At 40.6% G+C, this 2020-nt stretch carries 1 pseudogene; it reads left to right on the top strand.

What is annotated here, in order from left to right:
• Positions 1–2020: pseudogene (locus ACFINZ_RS09420) on the top strand (hypothetical protein); the annotation flags it as partial.

Here is a 2020-nt window from a genome sequence, read left to right as displayed (position 1 = left end):
GATGTTACATTAACGAGCTTAAAGGCAGGCACAACTGCCCTAGATGCAACAGGCTTAGTGATTTCTGGAGGCCCCAAAATAACGACCGATGGTATTGATGCTGGAGGTAAAGAGATAAAGAAAGTTAAGGCTGCAGCACTCACTGAGACTTCACAACAAGCGGTGAATGGTTCACAGTTATTTGCAACAAATAATGAAATTGCTGATGTAAGAGACAGTATCCTTGTTAAGCAAGAAGAAGAAAAAGAGGAGAAATTAGCGCGTAGTCTCCGTGCGGGGGGTACAGGTCTCATCACCATTGGGAAAGGAACTGGTGGTACTGAAATCAGCATTCTGAATAAAGATAATGGGAAACGGAAAATTTCCGGTTTATTAGGTGGCGATCTCAGTGCAAATTCAGATGAAGCGGTTAATGGCTCACAGCTGTTTACTACAAATCAAAATGTTACAATTGTAGCCACGAATATAGCTAAGTATTTAGGTGGTGGCGCTAAATATGAAAATGGCGCTTGGACTGCTCCTAAATTTACTGTTAAGTCCGTTAAGGATGATGGCAAAACAGAAAACAAAGAATATCCTGATGTAGCATCTGCCTTTGAAGGTGTAGGTACTTCTATCACGAATGTTCAGAATAAATTGACTGAACAGGTTAATAATGTGATTAACAAAGTAGAAAGCGAAAGCTTTGTTCAGCAAGACAAAACAACACATCGTCTCACTATTGGAGCTGCAGTAGAAGGCAGTGAAATCAATATAGCCAACAAGACTGGTGCGGATCGGATAATTTCAGGTGTTGGTGAAGCAACAAAGGATAATGAAGCTGTTAACAAAGGTCAGCTTGATAAAAGTCTGAAGGATCTTTCTACCAGCCTTCAGTCTGATGATTCAGCCGTTGTTCATTACGATAAAAAAGATGGTGATAATGGCGGCATTAATTACACGAGTGTGACTTTAGGTGGTAAAGATAAGACAGCTGTAGGTCTCCATAATGTTGCTGATGGTAAGATTGCCAAGGATTCACATGATGCAATCACGGGTGGACAGGTTAATACCATAGCTTCGGATTTATCAAAGATTTTAGGTGGCGCTGTATCCTTTGATGGCAAAAACTTTACAGGACCAACGTATGACTTATCGACAGTTTCTAAAGAGGGTAATGTAACAAATAAATCGTATGAAGGTGTTGAAACAGCCTTTAAAGGACTTGATGAGAATATCAAAACCGTTAACGATCGTATTAAGGAAGTCTCAGAAGGAGTTTCACAGGATTCTTTATCATGGAGTAATCAGAGTAATGCTTTTGTAGCCTTGCATGGAAAAGAAGGTGAAAAGACAAACAGCAAGGTCACATCGCTGGCTGATGGTTCTCTAGTGGCGGGTTCGAGCGATGCGGTTACGGGTGGACAGATTAATACCATAGCTGCGAGTTTAGCAAAAATTTTAGGAGGCAAAGCATCGTTTAGTGCTGATGGCACTTTTACAGCTCCCAGCTATGACTTATCGACAGTTTCTAAAGAGGGTGATGTAACAAATAAATCATATGAAGGTGTTGGAACCGCTTTTTCAGCTCTTGATGCAAATATCAAGAATGTGAATGCACGGATTAAAGAGGTTTCACAAGGAGTTGCACAGGATTCTTTGGTATGGAGCAAGGATGTAAATGCCTTTAGTGCGCAGCATGGAGAAAAAGAGGATAAAAAAAATAGCAAAATTACCTCTCTTGAAAATGGTAAACTTTCAGAGGAATCAACCGATGCCGTGAATGGTTCACAGCTCCATTCTACGAACACAGCCCTTGCAGAATATTTCGGTGGTAATACCAAGTATGAGGAAGGCAAATGGACGAAACCTGATTTCAAAGTTGCACAATTTGATGCTGATGGTACAGAAGGTGACGAGAAGACTTATCATAATGTTGCTGCTGCTTTTGAAGGTGTTAACAGTGCTTTCACGACACTTAATGATGAGATTGTCGATGTAAGAGACAGTATCCTTGTTAAGCAAGAAGAAGAGGTGACGT

Origin of the sequence: Bartonella sp. AA81SXKL (genome assembly GCF_042196945.1) — a bacterium.
Lineage (GTDB): Bacteria > Pseudomonadota > Alphaproteobacteria > Rhizobiales > Rhizobiaceae > Bartonella.
Note: the sequence above shows the minus strand (reverse complement) of the source record. Positions and strands in the feature narration are given on the sequence as shown.